At 66.1% G+C, this 17,787-nt stretch carries 17 protein-coding genes and 1 pseudogene; 10 read left to right on the forward strand and 8 right to left on the reverse strand.

Features of this window, described 5'->3' with window-relative positions:
* Positions 1-10 precede the first annotated feature (10 nt).
* The 3 genes from IPG97_14545 to IPG97_14555 all read right to left on the reverse strand — a co-directional run bounded on the left by IPG97_14545 (position 11) and on the right by IPG97_14555 (position 1,635).
* Positions 11-418: a type II toxin-antitoxin system VapC family toxin gene (locus tag IPG97_14545; GenBank protein MBK6857720.1), complete on the reverse strand. Its 408-nt coding sequence runs from the start codon at positions 416-418 to the stop codon at positions 11-13.
* Positions 415-648, reverse strand: coding sequence for a type II toxin-antitoxin system Phd/YefM family antitoxin (locus tag IPG97_14550; protein ID MBK6857721.1), 234 nt, complete (start codon positions 646-648; stop codon positions 415-417). The genes IPG97_14545 and IPG97_14550 overlap by 4 nt, the downstream gene beginning before the upstream one ends.
* A gap of 120 nt (positions 649-768) precedes the next feature.
* Complete coding sequence (locus IPG97_14555; protein MBK6857722.1) at positions 769-1,635, reverse strand: crotonase/enoyl-CoA hydratase family protein; 867 nt, start codon at positions 1,633-1,635, stop codon at positions 769-771.
* A gap of 768 nt (positions 1,636-2,403) precedes the next feature.
* Between IPG97_14555 and IPG97_14560 the strand changes: the two genes are divergently transcribed.
* From IPG97_14560 to IPG97_14580, 5 genes are all read left to right on the forward strand, one after another.
* Positions 2,404-2,598 carry a hypothetical protein gene (locus IPG97_14560; GenBank protein ID MBK6857723.1) on the forward strand — a complete coding sequence of 65 codons (195 nt, stop codon included), beginning with the start codon at positions 2,404-2,406 and terminating at the stop codon, positions 2,596-2,598.
* A 153-nt stretch (positions 2,599-2,751) separates the two neighbouring features.
* Positions 2,752-3,969 (forward strand): amidohydrolase, encoded by a 1,218-nt coding sequence (locus tag IPG97_14565; GenBank protein ID MBK6857724.1) that lies wholly within the window; start codon positions 2,752-2,754, stop codon positions 3,967-3,969.
* A 223-nt stretch (positions 3,970-4,192) separates the two neighbouring features.
* Positions 4,193-5,641 carry an aldehyde dehydrogenase family protein gene (locus IPG97_14570; protein ID MBK6857725.1) on the forward strand — a complete coding sequence of 483 codons (1,449 nt, stop codon included), beginning with the start codon at positions 4,193-4,195 and terminating at the stop codon, positions 5,639-5,641.
* A 7-nt stretch (positions 5,642-5,648) separates the two neighbouring features.
* Positions 5,649-6,716 carry a Zn-dependent alcohol dehydrogenase gene (locus tag IPG97_14575; protein ID MBK6857726.1) on the forward strand — a complete coding sequence of 356 codons (1,068 nt, stop codon included), beginning with the start codon at positions 5,649-5,651 and terminating at the stop codon, positions 6,714-6,716.
* 108 nt (positions 6,717-6,824) lie between these two features.
* The gene (locus IPG97_14580) at positions 6,825-7,478 is read left to right on the forward strand and encodes a class I SAM-dependent methyltransferase (protein MBK6857727.1); all 654 of its coding nucleotides are present in this window, start codon (positions 6,825-6,827) and stop codon (positions 7,476-7,478) included.
* A 34-nt stretch (positions 7,479-7,512) separates the two neighbouring features.
* On the opposite strand, the gene IPG97_14585 is transcribed toward IPG97_14580, so the two are convergent.
* The 5 genes and pseudogenes from IPG97_14585 to IPG97_14605 form a co-directional block, all read right to left on the reverse strand.
* Positions 7,513-8,154, reverse strand: coding sequence for a TetR/AcrR family transcriptional regulator (locus IPG97_14585; GenBank protein ID MBK6857728.1), 642 nt, complete (start codon positions 8,152-8,154; stop codon positions 7,513-7,515).
* A 5-nt stretch (positions 8,155-8,159) separates the two neighbouring features.
* On the reverse strand, positions 8,160-8,306 hold the full coding sequence (locus tag IPG97_14590) for a hypothetical protein (protein ID MBK6857729.1): 147 nt from the start codon (positions 8,304-8,306) through the stop codon (positions 8,160-8,162).
* A complete protein-coding gene (locus IPG97_14595) occupies positions 8,303-8,746 on the reverse strand; it encodes a DUF393 domain-containing protein (GenBank protein ID MBK6857730.1) in 444 nt (147 codons plus the stop codon). Before IPG97_14595 ends, IPG97_14590 begins: the two co-directional genes overlap by 4 nt.
* 27 nt (positions 8,747-8,773) lie before the next feature.
* Positions 8,774-9,316: a hypothetical protein gene (locus IPG97_14600; protein ID MBK6857731.1), complete on the reverse strand. Its 543-nt coding sequence runs from the start codon at positions 9,314-9,316 to the stop codon at positions 8,774-8,776.
* Between the two features lie 188 nt (positions 9,317-9,504).
* A pseudogene (locus tag IPG97_14605) lies at positions 9,505-11,237 on the reverse strand (ABC transporter ATP-binding protein).
* 165 nt (positions 11,238-11,402) lie between these two features.
* On the opposite strand from IPG97_14605, the gene IPG97_14610 reads away from it, so the two are divergent.
* From IPG97_14610 to IPG97_14630, 5 genes are all read left to right on the forward strand, one after another.
* Positions 11,403-12,518, forward strand: a complete 1,116-nt coding sequence (locus tag IPG97_14610; protein MBK6857732.1) for a hypothetical protein — start codon at positions 11,403-11,405, stop codon at positions 12,516-12,518.
* Positions 12,519-12,622: 104 nt separating this feature from the next.
* Entirely contained in the window at positions 12,623-13,534 is a 912-nt protein-coding gene (locus tag IPG97_14615) for an SDR family oxidoreductase (GenBank protein MBK6857733.1), read from the forward strand.
* Positions 13,535-13,772: 238 nt separating this feature from the next.
* On the forward strand, positions 13,773-15,200 hold the full coding sequence (locus IPG97_14620; GenBank protein ID MBK6857734.1) for a right-handed parallel beta-helix repeat-containing protein: 1,428 nt from the start codon (positions 13,773-13,775) through the stop codon (positions 15,198-15,200).
* A gap of 23 nt (positions 15,201-15,223) precedes the next feature.
* Complete coding sequence (locus IPG97_14625) at positions 15,224-16,192, forward strand: DUF1996 domain-containing protein (GenBank protein ID MBK6857735.1); 969 nt, start codon at positions 15,224-15,226, stop codon at positions 16,190-16,192.
* 66 nt (positions 16,193-16,258) lie between these two features.
* The gene (locus tag IPG97_14630) at positions 16,259-17,668 is read left to right on the forward strand and encodes a right-handed parallel beta-helix repeat-containing protein (protein MBK6857736.1); all 1,410 of its coding nucleotides are present in this window, start codon (positions 16,259-16,261) and stop codon (positions 17,666-17,668) included.
* The last annotated feature ends 119 nt before the right edge of the window (positions 17,669-17,787 follow it).

The following is a 17,787-nucleotide window of genomic DNA, read 5'->3' on the forward strand; positions in this document are numbered from 1 at the left end:
GCGAATGGATTCAGCGACCGGGGTCGTGATCGCCGACGAGCAACGTGTCGACCGGGTATGCGGACACGGTGGCGTCGGCGGTCAGCAACGGAACCGAGAGATGTCGAGCCTGGGCGACGAGCAGCCGGTCGAAGGGGTCGCGGTGGATCAGTGGGAGGTCGGCCACGGCGAGGGTGTCGTGGTGTTCGACGGGAATCGGGGTGCCTGAGATCCGGCTGATTCGATCAGGGACGTAGCGAGATGGGGGTTCAGGCAGATCAAGCCTCCCCAGGGCGTACTTGATGGCGATCTCCCACGACGTCACGGCTGACACCAGCAGTTCTGTTGTCGGGTTCTCCGCCAGCCCAAGGTGGTCCCCGAGACGTTCCGGGGCAGTCTGGAGCCAGAGGAAGATGTGCGTGTCGAGCAGGACCCTCATGCTTCGAACGCGTCGAGGACCTCGGCGGGGAGTGGAGCGTCGAAGTCCTCCGGCACCTCGAACACACCGCGGTCTGATCCCAGCGTCCTCCCCTCGGTGTTGGTGACGGGTATCAGACGGGCGACCGCGACGCCGCGGTTGGCGATGATCACCTCCTGTCCGGCGGCGACCTCGGCGAGCAACCGGGACAGGTGGGTCTTGGCCTCGTGGACCCCAACGGACTTAGTCACATAGCTAGTTTATATCCTTGGTGGGCCCTGTCTGCCCAGGATGCACGCCACAGGCTCTCTTGCAGCGCCAACGCAAGCTCCAGCGGACTCTCGGTTGCTTACCTCGGCGGTGGGTCCGGGTTAGAGCCCTCTGCTGTTGCCGAGGAGGTCTGGGAAGTTGGGGTCGCGCTTTTCGCCCTTGGCCATGAAGGTCTCGAGCATGTCGGCAGGTTGGAACATTCCCGACTGCCAGGCGGACATGTGGTTGAGCGAGTCAGCTACCGAGTGATCCCTGGCGAAGTTGATCATCTCCTTGGTGCCCCAGATGGCCAACGGGCTCTTGGTGGCGATCTCCGCGGCCACCTCCAGGGCGCCGGCCACGAGGGAGTCGTGGTCGGGGAACACCTCGTTCACCAGGCCTACCTCGGCGGCTCGGGCGGCAGGGACCCGGTTGCCCCGGTAGGCCCACTCCCGAGCGATGCCTTCGGGGATGATCTTGGGGAGCCGCTGGAGCGTGCCAACATCAGCGGTCATGCCGATGTTGATCTCCTGGATGCAGAAGAAGGCGTCCTCGCTGGCGTAGCGGAGGTCGCAAGCCGAGACCATGTCGACCGCCCCTCCGATGCAGCCGCCCTGGATGGCGGCGATCACCGGCATCCGGACCCGTTCCAGCGCGGTGAACGATTCTTGGAGCACCCGCACGCTCTGGAGTAGCCGAGCCCGGGCTCGGCCCTGTTCGGCGGCTGAACCATCGGCCGACGGGCCGCCGAGGGCGTCACCGCCTCCTGAGGCGAACACTCCCAGGTCCATTCCCGAGCAGAAGTGCTTTCCGGTGGAGGAGATGACGATGGCGCGCACCGAACCGTCCTCATCGAGGTCGCGCACCACCGCGGGCAGCTCCGACCAGAACTCCTTGATCATCGAGTTGTAGACATCGGGCCGGTTGAGACGCACGTGGGCGACCTTGCCGATTCGTTCGACGTCGAAACAGGTAGGCGATTCGCTCATGACGCCATCCTTGCCCAACGACGGCACGTCGGCGGTCTCGAAACGTGCACGGGGGTCGGGCGGGAGGCGAGTGGCGAGTGGCGAGTGGCGAGTGGCGAGTCCGGGGTCGGACAGGCAGAATGAAACCTGTTCTAGTTTCACCCTTTGGGTGAGCTCACCGGATCAGGGGATATGCGTGCAGGATCTCGGCAGTGGCAAGACCGATCAGCGTCCGGTGCGGCTGGGGGGCGCACTGGTCACGCTCGTGGAACCGCACCGTGGTTCCGAGGTGGCCTACAACCGTTGGTACGAGCGGGACCACTTCTACGCCGGCTGCATGATCGGCGCTTGGACCATCAGCGGAGCACGCTTCGTGGCCACACGTGACCTCAAGGAGCTGCGTTACCCCGCCGACTCACCGGTGGCACCCGACTCGGCGGCAGGTTCGTTCCTGGCCTTGTACTGGGTGTTGGCGGGCCGGTTCGGTGAATGGATGCAGTGGGGGTCCGAGCAGGTCAAGTGGTTGCACGAGAACGGGCGGATGTTCGCTGACCGTGACCACATCCACACCCTCATGTACCGGTTCCGCACCGAGTACGAGGCCCCCGATGGGGTGCCGGTGGAGCTGGCCCTGGATCACCGTTCGCCGTACGTGGTGTTGGTGATCGGAGAGCCGGCCGATGGCCGCACCCTCGACGACGTCGACGCCTGGTTCGGTGAGCAGCCGCTACCCGGGGTCGTGGGGCCGAGTTCACCGCCATCCCGCTGCCGGGGGACTCGGCTCCCGGGGTGCGCGCTGACAGCGCGGCCAACCGTTTCAGTCAGCTCTGGTTCGTGGACGACGAGATCACCGACATCTGGGACGAGACGTTCGCCGGGCTTGGCGAGCGTTTCGCTTCGGCGGGGCTGGGCCGCCTGGTGCTGGTGGCGCCGTTCCGGGCGACGGTTCCCGGAACCGACACCTACACGGACCAGATCTGGTGATCCGGAGAGGTTTGCCCAGATGTTCCCTCAGAATGGCTTCGGAAGCGCCGACGCCCACCGCCGCCCGGCGTGGACCAGGCAGTTCTACCCCGACCATTGTTTCCAACCACCCGTTTCAGTTTCTGACGACCCGTCAGATTGTGAGGTAGCATCATGACCATGACTGACGCAGGCACCCCCAACGCCGACGACTTTCCCAAGATCATCTCGGTCGACGACCACGTGATCGAGCCGCCCAACGTGTGGCTCGACCGCCTTCCCAAGAAGTACCACGACGTCGGGCCCCGGACCGTGCGAGAGCGCGGGACCATGAATTTCGTTGGAGGTGTGTTCAGCTACGAACCCTCCGACGACGGCGATCTGTGTGACTGGTGGATCTATGAGGACAAGAAGATCCCCCAGACCCGCCTCGCCGCCGCGGTGGGATTCGACCGTGACGAGGTGAAGGTCACCGGCGTCACCTACGAGGAGATGCGCAAGGGGTGTTGGGACCAAGAGGCTCGCTTGGCGGACATGGATGCCAACTGGACCGACATCCAGATGTGCTTCCCTACCTTCCCCCGCTTCTGCGGCCAGACGTTCATGGAGGCCCAGGACAAGGTCCTGGCCGACCTGTGCGTCAAGGCCTACAACGACTGGATGGTGGAGGAGTGGTGCGGCGGCACCAACGGCCGTCTTCAGCCGCTGATCATCGTGCAGCTCTGGGATGCTGATCTGGCCGCCGCCGAGGTGCGGCGCAACGCCGAGCGCGGCGTGCGGGCGTTGGCCTTCAGCGAGATCCCGCCGTACCTGAACCTGCCGTCGATCCACACCGATTACTGGGAACCGCTGTTCCGGGCGTGTTCGGAGACCAACGTCGCCATCCACATGCACATCGGCTCGTCGTCCAAGATGCCCTCGACGTCCGCCGATGCCCCCGCCGCCGTCGGCTCGACCCTCACCTTTGGCAACGCCATGAGCTCCATGACCGACTGGATGTTCTCGGGGTGGCTAGCCAAGTTCCCCACCCTCAAGCTGGCCTACAGCGAGGGCCAGATCGGGTGGATCCCCTACATCCTCGAACGGGCCGACCGCGTCTGGGAGGAGAACCGGGGTTGGGGCGGTGTCAGCGACATCGTCAAGGAGCCGCCGTCGACCTACTACTACCAGAGCATCTACGGCTGCTTCTTCGCCGACCAGTACGGCTTGGAGAACATCGAGAAGGTCGGTCCCAACAACGTCTGCTTCGAGACCGACTACCCCCACTCGGACTCGACGTGGCCGCACTCGCGTGAGGTGGCCATGAAGATGATGGACGGGCTCTCCGACGACATCGTCTACAAGCTGGTCCGAGGCAACGCCATCCGCCTGATGGACCTCGACATCAAATAACCAACCGCCTCTCCGGGACTTCAAGCCTCGCTTTGGGTGGCTTGATCCTCCACGGGGACTCGGGCTGGTTGGCCTCGGTAACTGCTGTTGCCGGTGGGCCTCCTGTTGTTGGTTGCCTGGCGGCCAGGGCTGATGCATTCGGGTTCGGTTGGATTCGTGAGCGTTTGGGCCTGGCTGCGGTGCAAACTCGTCTGTTCTCATCTCTCGATCGGTGACCATTTTCATGTCTGACTCTTATTCGTTGTTGATTGGGGGGGAGCGGGTTGCTGCTGCCGCCGGGTACGAGGTGATCAACCCCTCGACTGAGGCGGTGGTGGGCTTGGCTCCCAACGCTTCGGTTGAGCAAGCCGAAGCGGCGTGCGCTGCCGCTCGTGATGCGTTCGACTCGTGGAGTCGCACGCCGATGGCCGAGCGCTGCGCCACCTTGGACCGGATCGCCGACGTGCTCGACGCCCACCGCGACGAGTTGGTTCCGGTGGTCCAGGCCGAGACCGGGGCCACCATGCGGGTGGCCAAGACCATGCAGGTGCCTCAGGCCGCGGCTCGCTTCCGTCGCTACGCCGAGGTCGAGTCGAACCTGGTGCCGCTCCCTCCCGCGGTCATGCCCACCACACCCCTGGCCCCGGGCGGGATCATCGGTGCCGTCGAGCACCGTGCCCCGGTCGGGGTGGTGGCCGCCATCGCCGCCTACAACTTCCCGGTCACCAACATGGCCGGCAAGATCGCCCCCGCCCTGGCCATGGGCAACACCTTGGTGGTGAAACCCCCCACCCAAGATCCGCTCGGCGTGATCCGGATGGTCGAGTTGTTCGAGGAAGCCGGGCTCCCGCCGGGAGTGGTCAACACCGTCTCCGCCGACTCGGTGGAGGTGGCCGAGGTCATCACCTCGTCGCCCGACGTCGACATGATCTCGTTCACCGGGTCCACCGGGGTTGGGTGTCGGATCGCCGAGGTGGGGGGCCGGACCATGAAGCGACTGCTGTTGGAGTTGGGCGGCAAGGGTGCAGCCATCGTGTTCGACGATGCCGACCTGAAGAACGTGATCTCCAACGTGTCGAGCACCTGGACCTTCCACTCCGGCCAGATCTGCACGTCTCCCACCCGAGTGGTGGTGCAGCGCGGCCTGTACGACGAACTGGTGGGCAAGCTCACCGCCATGGCCGCGCACCTCAAGGTCGGTGATCCCTTGGAGCGGGACACCGTCGTCGGGCCGGTCATCTCCGGTGCTCACCGCGACCGGGTGGAAGCCATGATCCGTACCGCCACCGAGGAGGGGGCAACGCTGGCCACCGGGGGCACCCGACCCGAGATCGACACCGGCTTCTACGTGGCGCCCACGTTGGTGGTCGATGCCACCAACCAGATGACCGTGGCCCGCGAAGAGGCCTTCGCCCCCGTGATCACCGTGATCCCCTTCGACACCGAGGACGAGGCGATCGCCATCGCCAACGACAGCCAGTACGGCCTGTACAACTACGTCTTCACCGCCGACAGCGGCAAGGCCATGGAAGTGGCCAAGCTCCTGCGATCGGGCAACGTCGGGATCAACACCCTTCAGCGCAACCACGAGGCGGCGTTCGGTGGGTTCAAGTACAGCGGTGTTGGGCGAGACGGTGGGTCCTGGGGCCTGCATGCCTACAGCGAGATGCAGTCGATCATGTGGAAGGGATGACACCGCGATGAAAGCAATTGTCTGGACCGGTTCGCTCGAGGTGCGAGACGACGTAGAGGTGCGGGACCTGCGTCCCAATGAAGTGAGAGTTCGGGTTCACGCCACCGGGCTGTGTCACAGCGACGTCTCGGTGGTCAACGGCACGATCCCGTTCCCGACCCCGGCCGTGCTCGGCCACGAGGGGGCGGGAGTGGTCGAAGAGGTCGGTGGAGCCGTCCGCAAGGTGAAGGTGGGTGACCACGTCGTCCTCACCACCCTGGGCAACTGCGGCCAGTGCGATGCCTGTGACCGCGGTCAGCCCACCCATTGCCGTGACACCGCTGGTCGCCTCAGCGCCCCGTTCACGGTGGGGGGAGAGAAGGCGTTCCAGTTCGCCAATGCTGGGGTCTTCGCCGAGACCACCGTGGTCAAAGAGACCCAGGCCGTGGTTATCGACCCCGAGGTGCCGCTCGCCTCGGCCAGCCTCATCGGCTGCGCTGTGCTCACCGGCACAGGCGCAGTGCTGAACCGGGCCCGTCCCCGGCCCGGACAGTCGGCGCTGGTGATCGGCATCGGGGGCATCGGGCTCAACGTCCTGCAGGGTCTGGCCATCGCCAACTGCGGTCCGATCATCGCCGTCGATGCCAACCCGGCCAAGGAAGCCGCGGCCCGCCAGTTCGGGGCCACCCACTTCATCGCCGCGGGGCCCGACGTCGACACCGCGGCCGCGGTCAAGGAGATCTGCCCCCAGGGCGTGGACTTCGCGTTCGAATGCGTTGGTCACCCGGCCCTCATCCGCCAGAGCATCGACCTTTTGGACTGGGGTGGAAGCTGCGTGCTGCTCGGAGTCCCGAAGCTGGGCAGCGAGGCCAGCTTCGTGGTGAACAGCCTCTACAACGACAAGTCGATCCTCGGCTGTCGTTACGGGGCGGCCCGTCCCCACCACGACATCCCCCTGTTCATCGACCTGTACAAGTCGGGGCGGCTCAAGCTCGACGAACTTGTGTCGGCCACCTACCAACCCGAGCAGGTGCAAGAAGCGCTGGACGCCATGCACGGCGGCGCCCTGAACCGCGCCGTGCTCACGTGGGCTTGACCTCGCGGGTTGCTCGACGGTGTCGAGCCGCGCCGTCGAGCGGGTCGTCCAACCAGCGGTGATGACCGGGTGCGAGGTGGGGTCGACGGCGCAGACGGAGCTGGCTCGATGAGTGAGCCCCGCTCGACCCACGCGGCAAGGGGGGTCTCTCCGGTCCGCCGGGTGCTCGCCCACGCCGAGGAACTGGTGGCCGAACGTCGGGACCGGGGTGCATGCGAGGCCCGGGTGCCGTTTCTGCGGGAGGTGATTCCACCTGCGGGTGTCGGCGCCGAGATCGGCGTGTTCAAAGGCCGGTTCTCCCCGGTGCTGCTCCGGGAGACCCGGGCCGTGCAACTGCACCTGATCGACCCTTGGTACCTGCTGACCCCCGAGTGGCATTGGGGGCGCGGCGACCGCAGCACGGTCAACGCTCTACGTCGGATCCTCGGGCGATTTCGCCCCGAGATCGAGGCCGGCACGGTGGTGGTGCATATCGGTGACGACCGCGAGGTGCTGGCCCGATTCCCCGATGCCACCTTCGACTGGGTGTATCTCGACTCGTCCCACGCCTACGAGCACACCCGACAGGAGCTGGCCATCCTGCGCCGCAAGGTGAAACCCGGTGGCTTGATCGCCGGCGATGACTGGCGTCCCGCACCGGCGCATCCTCACCACGGCGTGTTCCGCGCCGTCCAGGAACTTGTCAGCGAGCCCGGCTGGGCCCTGATCCACGCCGACGAACAGACCCTCCAATGGGCAGTCCGCCTCCCCGGGCCAGGCTGACCGACGAAAGGGACTGCCTTCGGCGGATCCAGACCTAGATCTGGGGGTGGAGCAGCAGATCGACCAGGCCCGATACTGCGTCGAGGCTGGTGAACAGACTCTCCAGGCGGGTGTCGTCTCCGTCTACGCCGCCCATCAGTTCGAGCCCCAGGAACAGTGACGCAATTGCGTACGCGATGTCGGCAAGCGGCACCACCGCGCCGAGCGGTGTGTCGGCCAGGACCCTGGCCAGTGCGTCCTCCACCAACGTCGTCCAGGCCTGCATTCCGTCCTGTACCGCGGCGCCGAGTTCGGGTGACGACGCCGCGCCGGCGACCAGTTGCGCCAGCACCGCGGTGTTCCCTTCGGCGAACTCGACCTGGTGGATCTGGTGGCCGACCGACACCAGATCCTTGAGGGTCTTCACCCCCGCCAGTCTCTCGGCGTAGAGCAGGGCCCGACGTTCGGCGTCGGTTCGGGCCACCGCCTGCAACAGACCGTCGACCGATCCGAAGTGGTAGAAGACCAGCGCCTGGTTGAGGTCGCCGTGGCGGGCGATGGCCCGGGCGCTCACGCCGGCGATACCGTCCTGGCGGAGGCAGGCGCGGGCCGCGGCCTGAAGGCGATCGCGGGTTTCGGCCCCGGACTCGCTGGCGGTGCGATGGCTGCCAGTTGGTGTTCGTCTGGCCGCAGGCATGGGTGTCATCTTTCCAGACCCCCCGACCGTGACCCCGCCATGCGTGCGACCAGCCTCCACAGCGCACGCACGACGAAGGCGGCGGCGCACACCACAGAAGCGACGACTAATAGGTACCCGTACACGACGATGGTCAAGAGAACGGCTCTCATGATGGAGCACCTGTCGGGATCGGCGTGTGGGCCAGGCGCGGGGGTCGGTGGGCACAGCGATCGCCGGAGCATTCGGGGGGATCGAGGCGGCGTCCGATCCGGTCCCGGTTGGCCGACACGAGGTGGAAGAAGCTCTCGGCGGCGGGGGCAAGGCCGGGCCTGCTCAGGTTCCACGACCACTCCCGGTACCGGACCGTGGCCCAGAGGCACACGATGAACCCGGCCGGGCCGATCCACGCCGCGCCCTCCTCGGAGCCCCCGCGTGCCACGACCACGAGCTCCTGGCCTAGCCACGGGAGTTGGGGGAGGAGTCGGGCCGCATCGGCGGCATCGGCCTCAACGAAGCGCAGCGGGAGATGGGTGGGCTGGGTTTCCAGCCACTCGCGGCACCGGCGACACAGTGCGCAGTGGACGTCGTAGTACACGGTGAGTGATTCCATTGCGGTCTCCGGTCTGTCAGCCCTCTCTCAGGCGGGGGTCGGTCCGAAGCCACCAGGTCCGGCGAGCGTTCCCGGGCCGGCGAAGGTTCCGGCTCCGCCGTAAGGGCCGGGTGCCGCGAAGGGGCCCGGTGCCACCGGACGGGCCGGAGGCGGCGGCAGGTGGCTGGTGGGAGGATCGATCGGGCGCACGGTGACCTGCGGGGCGACGGGCGGGACCAGGTTCGCCTGGCGTCGACGGGCGGCGAGCCGGTGGAAGACGTAGAGGTTGACGAAGTGCACCGCGGCCAGGCTGCACAGCAGCAGGCCGAGCTTGCGGGCCAGGATCTCGAACGCCTCGGTGCTGGTGGTCGCCTGGTTGGCCTTCATCATGAAGAAGCCGTAGCCGAGGTTGACCATCGCGAAGCCGGTGACCAGCAGGTGGTTGACCGCCTCGGCCAGTTCCGGCCTGTCATCGAACACGTCCCTGAGGAACAGGGCACCGTTGCGGTAGAGGGTGCGGGCCAGCCAGGCGCAGAGCGCCACGGTGGCGATCAGGTAGGTGGTGTACACGGGGACGAGGTAGCTGTTCACGGCGGTCTCCTTGGTTGAGTAAACGCTTTGAGCGTTCGCTTAGTGCATGTGCATTGAGCATACGCTCAAGTGCGTCCACCTTGTCAACCCCTTGGCCCCAACCGGTGTGGTGTCGACCGGAGGCGGACGCCCGAAATGCGCCCGAGTGCGGTCAATCCGCCAGATCTGGGTTCAGGCCAGATCTGGGTTCAGGCCAGAGCTGCCTCTCCGGTCTGGACCCGCCACAGCGCGGCGTACAGGCCACTGAGCGCCACGAGTTCGTCATGGGTCCCGGCTTCGACGACCCGGCCGGCCTCCAGCACGTGAATGCGGTGGGCATGACGAACGGTGGAGAGGCGATGGGCGATCACCACGGTGGTGCGACCCGCCGAGACCTTGGCCAAAGACCGTTGGATGGCGGCCTCGGTCTCGTTGTCGACTGCGGAGGTCGCCTCGTCGAGGATCAGCACCGCGGGGTCACGCAGGATGGCCCGGGCGATGGTGAGGCGCTGGCGCTGCCCGCCCGACAGCTTCTGCCCCGTTCGCCGACCAGGGTGTCGAAACCATCGGGCAGGGCGTCGATGAAATCGGCGGCTTCAGCCAGCTCCGCAGCCCGTCTCAGCTCGGCCTCGGTGGCATCGGGCCGTCCGTAGGTGAGGTTCTCGCGCACCGTGCCGTGGAACAGGAACACGTCCTGGGCCACCAGTCCGGTAGCGCCCCGCAGCGAAGCGAAGGTCAGGTCCGAAATGGAACTCCCGTCCAGGGTGATCTGCCCCGATGTGGGTTCGTACAAGCGCAGCAAGAGCTTGACCACCGTGGACTTGCCCGATCCGGTGGGCCCGACGATGGCGTGGGTCTCACCCGCGGGGATGTCCATCGACACGCCCCGTAGCACCAGTCCGTCCTCGGCGGGCGAGCTTTCGGAGCCGCCAGGGCTGCTGTCATAGGAGAAGGTGACGTTCCGGAAGCTGATGTCGCCACGCACCGGTTCGGTCAGAGCAGTGGCGCCCGGCAGGATCCGGGGTTCGGCCCGCAGCACGCCGAAGATGCGCCGGCACGAGGCCATCGCCCGCTGATACTGGTCCAAGGTTTCGCCCAGGGCGGTGAGGGGCCACAGCAGTCGCTGGGTCATGTACACCAGCATCGAGAAGACACCAATCTCGAGGTCTCCACGCAAGGCGGCCCGGCCGCCGACGATGAGGGTCATGGTGAACCCGGCCAGAACCGCCATTCGGATCAACGGGTTGAACGCCGTCGAATACCGGATGGCGTCACGGTTGGCCTGGCGGTAGGCGTCTGAGTCGACCTCCACGCGTTCGACCTCGCGGTCCTCGGCGTTGAACGCCTTGATGGTGGCGATGCCTCCGAGGCCGTTGGTGAGGGTGTCCCCGATGACCCCGGCCGAAGCCCGCACCGCGGCGTATCGAGGTTCCAGGCGGGTCTGATACCACAGCGACCCGACGATGATCACCGGGATGGGAAGGAAGGCCAGCAGAGCCAGCAGGGGCGAGACCACCAGGAACGTGATGCCGACGAAAACCACGTTGGCGGCGGTGATGATCAGCTTGTGAGGACCCAGGTCCAAGAACCGTTCGAGCTGGTTGATGTCGTCGTTCAGCACCGCCATGAGGCCACCTGACGTCCGGTCCTCGAAGTAGGCCATCTCCAGGCTCTGGACGTGGCGGTAGGTGTCCATGCGGGCTTCGTGCTGAATGGTCTGGGCCAGGTTGCGCCAGGTGATCACCGCCGCGTATTCGGTGGCCGACTCGGCCAGCCAGATCACCACGGTGACGGCCACCAGCACGCTCAGCTGGGTGAAGCGGTCCTCGGTTCCCAAGATCCGGCCTACGAAGGACTGCCCGTCGGCCTTCACCACGATGTCGACGGCGGCACCGATCAGTAGTTCGGGGGCGATATCGCAGATCTTGTTGAGCAACGACATGGTGACCGCCAACCACCGCTGGCCTCGATGGGCCCGGCTGTAGCGGAGAAGCTCACCCAAGGGCGGATCTGTGCTCTCGGTGATGGACGGGGCGTCGTGCAGACGGGAATTCACCCGACAGGCATACCTGACACGAGGTCGGCGCGCTGACACAATTGTCGGGTCATGGGTGAGTTCCCCCCAGTTCGTGGACCGCGTGGAGTCCGTTTCGGAATCGTCGCCGCCGCAGTGGTCACGGTGATCGGTGTGGTGACGGCCACGGTGATGTCCTGGGACCGTGGCGTGGCCGATCCTGTTCCCGCCGACCGGGTCGCGAGCGTGGCGGCAGGGGCAGCGGTCAGCTCTCCGCCCGTGGTGCGCTCGGAGCCAGCACCCCAGGCCCAGCCCGCGCCCTCGGTGCCCGATCCCCGCTGTCGGGCGGCCCGGCGCCTGTTCTTGCGCGCAGCTATCGACCCTGATCCGGCGGGTTCGGGCGCCGACGTCGACGTGGACCACCTCCTCGACCAGGTTGAGGTGATGGCTGAAGGGCCGATATCGGCCGACATGGAGGCTGTGCGGGAGCTGGCCCAGCGCATCAGGTCGTCGCCGCAGTCCATCTCCGACGCTGATCAGGAGGCCTCGATCGCTCGGATGGAACGGCTCTTGATCTGGACCATGACGACCTGCCCGCCCCCGCAACGCCCGGTCTGGGGCTGCGCCGCGCCGGTGATCCTGGGCAGCCCGGACTACTACCTGGGGACGACCTTCTTGGCGTCAGGCCAGCTCGTGCCGGACGACGCCGTGATCGACCGCCTGGGTGAGCCCGAGGGAAAACGGATAGAGCTCGCCCGCAACCCGAGCCGGGTCGTATACGCCTGGACCGATCCGTTCGGCTTGGTTCGGCGGCGCGTGGAGGTCCAGCGCGTGCTGGACCTCTGGTTCGTGACCGACGCTCGCCGGTGTGCGGAGCCGGTGGATCTGGAGCACCCGCTCGATGGTCAGGAGCCGATCGTGGAGGAACTGCCCGACGGTGCCGACGGTCCCGAGTACGCGCCGACCACCACCACAACCGCCGTTCCGGGCCCGACGGTCCCGGGGACTGTGTCGGGTTGTGGGTATGACCCTGGCAACGCCACTGACGCGTATGGCTCGCTCGGTGACTACATGTCGAACGGACCGGGTGAGGCCGCGTGCTGGCAGTTGCTGTCCGCAGCGGGGAGGGCTTGTGTGAACGAGGTGACGGCGTCGGCCCCGGCCGGGAACCCCGACGCCGACGAGCTCTACGCCTGCTTCGACCTGTGACCGACGCACCCCCTTAGCGGCTAGGGGTCAGGGCCATCTAGGATCTGACGACTAGTCAGAAACCGTCGGTGGTGTCCGACGGCTCACCTCGGAGGCACACACCCATGGGCATGCTCGACGGCAAGGTCGCGATCGTCACCGGAGCGGGACACGGCATCGGCCGAGGTCACGCGCTCGAGCTGGCCAAACACGGGGCCAAGGTCGTGGTCAACGACCTCGGGGTGTCGGTCACCGGTGAGGGCCAGGGGCGTGACGCCGACCTGACCGTCGACCTGATCACGCAGCGAGGTGGCGAGGCGGTGGCCAACTACGAGAACGTCGCCGACTTCGAAGGTGCCGGTCGCATGATCGCCCAAGCCGTTGATGCCTTCGGTCGCCTCGACGTGTTGGTCAACAACGCCGGCATCGTTCGAGATGGGGCCATCTGGAACATGTCCGAGAGCGATTTCGACGCCGTTATCAACGTTCACGTCAAGGGCACGTGGGCGCCCTGTCACCACGCGGCGCGCCACTGGCGGGAACGGTCCCAGGCTGGTGAGACCTTCACCGGTCGGGTGATCAACACCACCTCGGGTGCCGGCCTGGTCGGCAACTTCGGCCAGACCAACTACGCCACCGCCAAGGCGGGGATCGCTGGTCTCACCCAGACCCTGAGCCTGGAGCTGTTCAAGATGGGCGTCACCGTGAACTGCGTAGGCCCGGCTGCGGCCACCCGCATCACCGGCACCATGCCCGGTGCCCCCGAAGTGATCGAAGCCAACGACGTCCCCGAGGGCGAGTGGAACCGCATGGATCCCTCCGTGTCCTCACCGCTGGTGGCATGGCTGGCATCAGACGAGTCCCAGCACGTCACCGGTCAGGTCATCCGGGCCGTAGCCGAGAACATCATCTGGATGAAGGGCTGGGCCGATGGCCCGACGCTCAGCAACGGTGGGAAGCGTTGGGATGCCACCAAGCTGGGGGCCCAGCTCGCCACTGACATCTTCGGTACCCGCGCCCCCGGTCTGCGGTACTGACCCCGCGCCGTAAGGGTCCTAGCGGATAGGTCCGGTCGTCGTCGCTACCAGGTTGACCAGACCGAGGCTTCGCCTCGGTTCAACCATGCCGTGCTTATGGGTCGGCTCGCCTATCCGCTCGCCTCCTAATCAGCGCTATCGAATGGAGCGATCCGAGCCGATACTCGAGTTGTGACAGGATCACGGTCGAACCCGGGGCCATTCGCCTTGACCCGGGGCATGTCGAGGGGATTTCCAGATGAGCACTCACCATTTCGGTCGTCGACGCGTTCTTGCCCTGGCAACCGCGGTGGCAGTCGTGGCCACGCTGGCCGTGGGCTGCGGGAAGGACGACTCGGGGACCAAGGAGAACAGCGCTACCTCGACCACCGAGGCGACCGGTGGCGAGGGTGCGGTTCTGCGGGTGCCAGAGGACCACGAGACCATCCAGGCCGCAGTGGACGCCGCCAAACCGGGCGACATGGTCCTGGTCGGTAAGGGCGTCTACGAGGAAGCCGTCGACGTCGAGACCGACGATGTCACCATCCGCGGAGTCGACCGCAACGAGGTGATCCTCGACGGTGGATTCGAATTGGAGAACGGCATCCGGGTCCTCGATACCGACGGTGTGGTGGTCGAGAACATGACCGCACGCAACTACGTCTCCAACGGCTTCTTCTGGACCGGCTCGGATCGCTACCGCGGCTCGTATCTGACCGCATACCGCAACGGTGACTACGGCATCTACGCCTTCGACTCCTACCACGGCCAGTTCGACAACAGCTACGGGTCCGGTAGCCCCGACGCCGGGTTCTACATCGGTCAGTGCTTCGAGTGCGACGCCGTTCTCGACAACGTGGTGTCGGAGTACAACGGTCTCGGCTACTCGGGCACGAACTCGGGTGGCGAGCTGTACATCGTCAACTCGACCTTCCGGAACAATCGGGCCGGCATCGTCCCCAACTCCGGTTCCTACGAGCTGTGCTACCCGGGTCGGTCGAATGTGATCGTGGGCAACATCATCCACGACAACAACTACATGGACGGTCCCGGAATCGATGTGTCCCTGCTGGCCCAAGGCAACGGGATCTTGCTGGCCGGAAGCATCAACAACACCGTCGAGCGCAACCTGGTGTTCAACCACGACAAGGCTGGCATCGCCGCCTTCCCCTTCCCTGAAGAGGACGCAAGCGACGAGCCTCCCGCCGTGGACGAGTTGGACATCCCCTGCGTTGAGACCCTCGACGACGAGATCCCCACCGAGCCGGTCGGTCTGGTCATGTGGAACGCCACCGGCAACCGGATCGTGGGCAACGTCATCGAGGCATCGGGCCAGGCCGATCTGGCATCGGGCACCCTGTCCATCGAGGACGGCGACCTCACTACCGCCGAGTTGAACAACTGCTTCTCTGGGAACACCTTCACCACCTCGGCCCCCACCGACTTGGAGAAGCTGGCGCCGTGCGACGGCACCGGCAGCGGTGGTGACTTCGAGGCCGGAGCCTTCGACCTGATGGGTCTCATCGCCAGCCAACCGGCCAAGCCGCCCAAGGACTCGTACAAGACCACACCCGAGCCCGGCCTACAACCATCGATGCCCGATGCCGAGACCGCGCCTCACCCCCGTTTCGAGGGGCCCGAGAAGCCTGATGTCGCCTCGATCGAGGTTCCCGCCAAGCCGGCGTGATCGCGCAGGATCGCTAGCAACCCATGTCGTCTCCGGCCCGCACGAGGTTGCTAGCCGTGGTCGTGGTGGTGGCGTTGGTCGCCATGGTCGCGATCTTGGTGCGCGATCGTGGCGGGTCTGAGCGATCAGGTCCGGTAGCCGCGGAGACCGATGACCGCGACGTCGCCGACACGGACCGACCAGCTCAAGGCGGGATCGGACCGGAGCGTCATGTCGGACCCCAAGGGCGGGTCGGGCAGTTCGTGGTCCACTGCGACTACAGCCATTCCGCGCCCGACGACCCGATCGTGCACTTCGGTCACTCAGGTCGCTCGCATCGCCACGACTTCTACGGCTCGGACATCATCAACGCCGACAGCACCGCTGAGTCGTTGTTGGAGGGGGGCACCACCTGCGACAAGACCGCTGACAAGGCTGGCTACTGGCATCCGACCCTGTTCGACCACGGTGAGATCGTGGTCCCAGTGTCGATCGCGGCGTACTACCGGGCTGCGCCCGGCGTCGACCCGACCGACCTGGTCACCATGCCCACCGGACTTGCCCTGATCGCCGGTGATCAGACCGCGGAGACCCCCCAAGCCGGCGAGGCCACGGGGTGGGTGTGCGGGAGTAGGACCAGGGTCGCCGATGATCCGCCCGAATGCCCAGCCGGAGCCCCGCTCCACCTGATCCTCACCTACCAGGACTGCTGGGACGGCAAGAACGTGGACAGCGCCGATCACCAGTCACATGTGGCCTACTCGGTCGACGGTGCCTGCCCAGCCACCCATCCCGAGAACATCCCCCAGCTCACGGTGTCGGTCAACTTCGCCATCTCGGGACCGGACCACGACCTGAGCCTGGCCTCGGGCAACATCTACTCGGCCCACGGTGACTTTTTCAACGGATGGGAACCCGCCGGCCTGCAACGCGAGATCGACCGGTGCATCAAACGCAACGTCGTGTGTGACCTGGCCTCCAACCGTGAAGAAGAGCCGTTGTTCAGCAGTTGACCGCTCTGTGACACCATTCTCGTCGTGAGTCGCCAGCATCACCGAACGGATCGTTCCCGCTTCGTCATGGCCCTGTTGGCGGTGCTCGTCGTGGTGATGTCGTCGGCGTGCTCAGGTTCGGATGGGTCCGAAGGTGCGGGTAGCGATGCCTCGGCGAGCGCGTCGACGAGCCCGAGCACCAGCGGTGCCCATCCCGGCGAGGTGGTGCGGGTCCCTCAGGACCACGAGACCATCCAGGCCGCGGTCGACGCCGCTCGTCCCGGGGACATGGTCCTCATCGCTGCGGGGGTTTACGCCGAGTCGGTAGATGTCGAAACGGAGGACATCACCATTCGGGGCGTGGACCGCAACCAGGTGATCCTCGATGGTGGGTTCAAGTTGGAGAACGGCATCCGGGTGCTCGATACCGACGGCGTGGTGGTGGAGAACCTGACCGTTCGCCAGTTCACCGGCAACGGGGTGTTCTGGACCGGATCGGATCGGTTCAAAGGCTCGTACCTGACCGTCTATCGCAACGGTGATTACGGCATCTACGCCTTCGACTCCTACCACGGTGTGATCGAGCACAGCTACGGCTCTGGGAACATCGAATCGGCGTTCTACGTGGGGGAGTGCTTCGAGTGTGACGTGGTGATCGACGACGTGGTGTCGGAGTACAACGGCGTCGGCTACTCGGGCACCAACTCGGGTGGTGAGCTGTACATCGTCAATTCCACGTTTCGGAACAACCGGGCCGGGATCCTGCCCAACTCGGGTTCCTATGAGCTGTGCTACCCCGGCCGGTCCAATGTGATCGTGGGGAACATCGTCCACGACAACAACTTGCTCGACGGTCCCGGTTTCCCCACCTCGCTCATCGCTCAGGGCAACGGGATCCTGGTGGCGGGCAGCATCGACAACCGGATCGAACGCAATCTGGTCTACAACCATGCCCGAACTGGGATATCGGCCATCCCTTTCATCGAATCAGACGCCGCCGACACGCCACCTCCAGCCAGCGAGCACGAGCGGCCGTGCCGTGAGACCCGCGACGACCCGCTCCCAGAGGAGCCGGTGGGCAACGTGTTGTGGGATGCCACCGGGAACCGGATCATCGGCAACCACGTCAGTGGATCCGGAATCGCCGATCTGGCCAGCGGCTTCATTCGCAACCCGATCCCCGGCGTAGCGGTGGCGGCCGACCACAACTGCTTCTCCGGCAACGAGATCACCACCTCGGCCCCTCCCGGGCTCCAAGAGATCGTGCCGTGCGATGGTGAGGGCAACGGTGTCGACCTGGAGGTGGGGGCTTTGGACTTCGGTCTGTTCATCACCGAACAGCCCCCGACCCCGGCCGAGGATGCCTACCAGCGGACCCCGGTACCCGGGCCGCAGCCCATCATGGCCAACGCGGCGACCGCGCCCCACCCTCGCTTCGTTCGGCCGGTACGTCCCGACGTGGATGCCATCACGGTGCCAGGTCGACCCGCAGCCTGAATCCACCGAAAGGCAGAGCCTTGCGGCGGAGTTCGGTCGCCGGCCTGACGGCCGACGCCTTCGCTGCTACGACCGGCAAAGCCGATCTCCGCAGGTCGGGGGCTCCGCCACAAAGGGCT

It is taken from the genome of Microthrixaceae bacterium, assembly GCA_016702505.1.
GTDB lineage: Bacteria > Actinomycetota > Acidimicrobiia > Acidimicrobiales > Iamiaceae > Aquihabitans.